This is a genomic window from Pirellulales bacterium (genome assembly GCA_036490175.1).
Classification (GTDB): Bacteria; Planctomycetota; Planctomycetia; order Pirellulales; family JACPPG01; genus JACPPG01.
On record DASXEJ010000304.1, the window covers coordinates 1 to 3,990 of the forward strand.

Below are 3,990 nucleotides of genomic sequence, written 5' to 3' on the forward strand. Positions count from 1 at the left end.
CAAGTCTGCCAGGTGCTCCTGGGCGCGGCGGCGTCTCCGGGCATCCTGTTGACGTCCGGCGACAACGGGATAGCGTTGCCGTTCTACAAGAATTTGGCCAGCCGCCAAAACCGCGGCGCTATTTGCCTTGAAACCGCCAATGCCGGCGAGTTGGTCTGCGTACTAGTATCGCCGGATATCAATATGAACTGGTACTCAGAACTTCATAACACGAATTGAAATAGGGAGTAGAAAATGGTCACCACGGCAATGGATTGCGAAGCGTTTCAAGCCACTGACGGCGACTCGTCCCAAGCTGCATGGTTCCTAACCGCCGCGCAGTTATTTGTTCGCGAATTAGCCCGTCACGACCTCGCGCCGGACGAACTTGAGTCGCGATGGCGGCTACATTTGCGCACGGGTGCGTTGCTCGTCTCTACGCTTCCAGAAACGGCGATCCCCGATCGTCTCGCGCATGCATTGCCGGCGATGGAACGCTTGGCGGAACGATATTTGTGGGCCGAGCGAGCGCTGATCCATGAATGGCAAGAGCCGATCCGCGACCGTGAATTTAAACTCGCCGCGGAGCCGAGCGATCACAGGATGATGGAACGCGCTTTAAACGACGAAATGGCAAACGTTTCGCGGCAGTTGCAATTGCCGCCGCCGTACATTCCAAATCAGCCGCGCGAATCGGTTGCGCAGCTGCTGGAACAGGGGGTTTTGGAAGAGCAAATCGCGCGCATTTGGGGACTGTCGCGTTGCGATGTTCGCAGGGAGACGGACGAACCCGGCAGTGTGGTCACTGGTCCCGATTTCATTGCGCCATCGTGCCTTGCGCGAATCGAAGAACAAACAAGAAATCAGCGTAAGGCGGCTGAATCGTTGCAGACTCATGTGATCCGAATTAGCAGCCTGGGGAATCATTACGGACAGTCGTGAAACTCCTTTACGCATGGCGAGGGCGGCCCGTTCCTACCTTGGCGGGTTGCGCGGGTCCGCCTTCGCCAGCGTTAAAAAAGTTGCGTGGTTGCCCAGCGTCGAGCCTGCCCGTTAAAACTTGTCCTTTCGGCGGGCGTGGCTCCGCTGGGCGTTTTTTGAGACAGCGGGTTAAGCGATTGCTTGTTGTAGTCGTGACACCCGCGGGGGAGCCGGTGGTTTTTACCTGTTAGGCTGTCGCGCCTCCCCTTGAAATAGCGAGGTCGTAAGTGTTTCCAGCGTTGGCATCCCTGGTCGGTCCACTACTCGCGGGCGCTGGCGTGCGCGCACTCGCTAACGCCGCGTCTGGTGGCTCGGAAAGATTGGCGTCCGGAAAAACGTCGACGGGCATGGGCGACGTAACACAATCACTGATGTCGAATGCTGCCGAGAGGAATGAAAAGCGGCAGGCGGCAAGCGGTAACGACGTGCATGGAGGACTGTTCTCGCGATTACTGTCCGGTATTGGCCGGATGATCGGTGCGGGACAGAGAGACGCCGGTCCACAACGGCAGACTGGGCAGGGATTCGCAACACTCTCACAAGCATCGTCCGGCGGGGGCGCGCCGTTTCCTGCCAATCACGAAAACAAGCTGGTTAGCAATGTAACTGATTCACTGATGTACCGAGCCAGGGAGCAAAGGGAGCGGCGCGAGTCGGCCAGCGGATGGGGTGTTGGGCGAACCAATCCCCTGCGCAGCATGACTCAGAGCCTTCCCGATCGTGGTTTCCCGCAGGCAAGCAACAACCGTGGCGACAATCGCGAATCCGATGGCGGATCGATTCTTTCTCGAATCGCGGCTACGTTGGCGGATATTAAATCGATTCTACTCACCGGACATCCTGGCGGCGCGCTGAACAATCTTCGCGGCCTGGCGGGCAATGTTGGCAGTAACTCAACTGACCCACGTAGCGGATTCTCTCGACTTGCACATCACGCAGGCAATCTCGGGCGTCTACTCATTCCTCGATCCGCCGCTGCCGGAGCTGCGGAAGGCGTGGCAGCTGGCGGTGGTGTTGCTGGTGCGGCAGCGGCCGGATTGTCTGCAACTTCCGCAACAATCGTCGGCCTAACTGGTGTCGCAGGTGCCGCAGCCTTAACCGGCGCTGCCCTGGCGAAAGTGCCGTCCGCGATGCACGGATTTGCATCGTCGCTCTCTTCCGGGCAGGAATATTTGAAATCGTTCAACGGAAAAATCGCTGTTGCGTTTGGTCAGCTTCAGCAATCGAACAATCGCCTGAAGTTTCAGCAGGGTCGCGCAACTGCTGATTCGGTTAAACGCGTTTTACAGTCGGAGGAGAGATACAACGAGGCCGTTCAACCGTGGAAAAACGAATGGTCAAATATCAAAAACGTGCTTTCCGCTGGATTGAATAACAGCGCTGCCGGCATTGTCGAAGTGGTCAACAAGCTCCTTGGCGTCAACATAAAAATTGAAAAGAACACCCGCGACCCCAGAGACGCGCCTGCCTGGAAGGGTTTTCTGTCGGACGTGGCCGATGGAAAGTTTGCCGGGAAAGTACGCAAAGGAAGATAGTCATGACCAATCGAACCGACGTCTCTTACAACGGCATTACACTCGAGAATTGTCTCACCAAGATGTGGGATGAAACTGCGGTCTACGATTCGGAAAGCGAAACCGATGTTGTTTACCACAAGGTGCGTTTGACCGTCTCGTGCCTTGTGCATGATGTGGTTGGCTCGGGCCCCGTGGGCACATTTCCGCAAGTCGGTAACTCGATCGTCGACTTTTTCTCGTACATCAAAGCCCAGCTGATGGAGACGCGAAAGCCATTCGCTTATAGCGTCGGCGGCGTTCCTCTCGTGTCGCTGCAGGGGCCCGGGTCGTATGTCGCCAATGCCGACGTCAACAACGGTCCGAAGCCGATCGATGTCAAGCTTGTGGGGGTTAGCCCGAAGCTGTTCAAGATTGAATTCACAATCGAATTGGCGATAGTCGATTGCAACAACGACACAAATACTCAGGGTGTTCTCAGCAATCGTTGGTCGATGATGGACTCGTACGACACGAATTGGTTTTGTAACCGGACCGTTCGCGGACGTCTACGAATCGCGACGCTCAACCTGAATGCTCAATCGTTTCGCTCTTGGGTTGTTCCGCCGTTGCAATCGGGATTCAAGCGAGAGGCGATGCACTTCACGACATCGGCGGACGGGCTGACTTTGGAATATATCATCACCGACCGGCAGGTGTTCGCGTCTTGTCCTATGCCTGGCACAACCTGGACGTGCGATCACTCAGAATCAACAAACGACGGCGCCAGCTCGGTCAGTGAAATCGCGATCCACTTAGAAGGGCCGCCCAACAGCAATAAGAAAGCCCTGGTTGCCCTGGGGGCGAAGATTGCCGAGAGCGTATTACAAATTAATCGGTACTCGACGGATGACATGGTTGATCAAATCGGATTTGTCGATCACATGCATGACAGCACCATTGATGTCATTCTGCGCCTGCGACGGACGACAACTCCGGAATACTTCACGGCAATTGGCGCCTCGATTGGCGATCCATTGTCGCTGCCGGGCTATGATCCCAAGGTGTCGGCCGAGCCCACGGACATCGACCTCGCCAGCCCGGCCGGGTTGTTCATGTGCTATCTGCAAACTCCCTGCGACGACAACCACAAAATCGGAAACTCAAGTTCTATCACCAGCCCGGGTGGAATAGCTGAGCTGCGGAATACCGTGCCGGTGGTGACTATGAGCCAAGGGACGCTTGTCGCAACACGGCCGCCAGATTGGTCGTCCGAACAGAAGCGGGCGATGTATACCGAATACCTCGTCGATTCGAAATACAAAACGAACGCCATGACGCTGGCGCTGCCGATTGCGGCGAGTTCAAGCGGACCGTCAAACGGCATGACAACGCGAGCAACCGTCTCGCTGGCGCCGCCGCAGACGACTCGCACAATCAAAATCACAGCTGAGCGGTTCGGTGATTGGCCGGAGATTCCCGATTTGCTTCCGACGTATCAGGATCCCACGGGCCAGGCGGTTTTAGTGGGTCGTGG

The 3,990-nt window shown here is 56.6% G+C and carries 4 protein-coding genes; all 4 read left to right on the forward strand.

The genetic code is table 11. The annotated features are described in order from the left end of the window. A partial coding sequence (locus VGG64_23515; protein HEY1602593.1) for a hypothetical protein occupies positions 1–219 on the forward strand: 219 nt, incomplete at its 5' end. A gap of 15 nt (positions 220–234) precedes the next feature. After that, positions 235–921, forward strand: a complete 687-nt coding sequence (locus tag VGG64_23520; GenBank protein ID HEY1602594.1) for a hypothetical protein — start codon at positions 235–237, stop codon at positions 919–921. Between the two features lie 266 nt (positions 922–1,187). Further along, positions 1,188–2,495 (forward strand): hypothetical protein, encoded by a 1,308-nt coding sequence (locus VGG64_23525; protein HEY1602595.1) that lies wholly within the window; start codon positions 1,188–1,190, stop codon positions 2,493–2,495. Between the two features lie 2 nt (positions 2,496–2,497). Continuing rightward, positions 2,498–3,990 (forward strand): hypothetical protein (locus VGG64_23530; GenBank protein HEY1602596.1); only part of this gene is annotated, 1,493 nt, incomplete at its 3' end.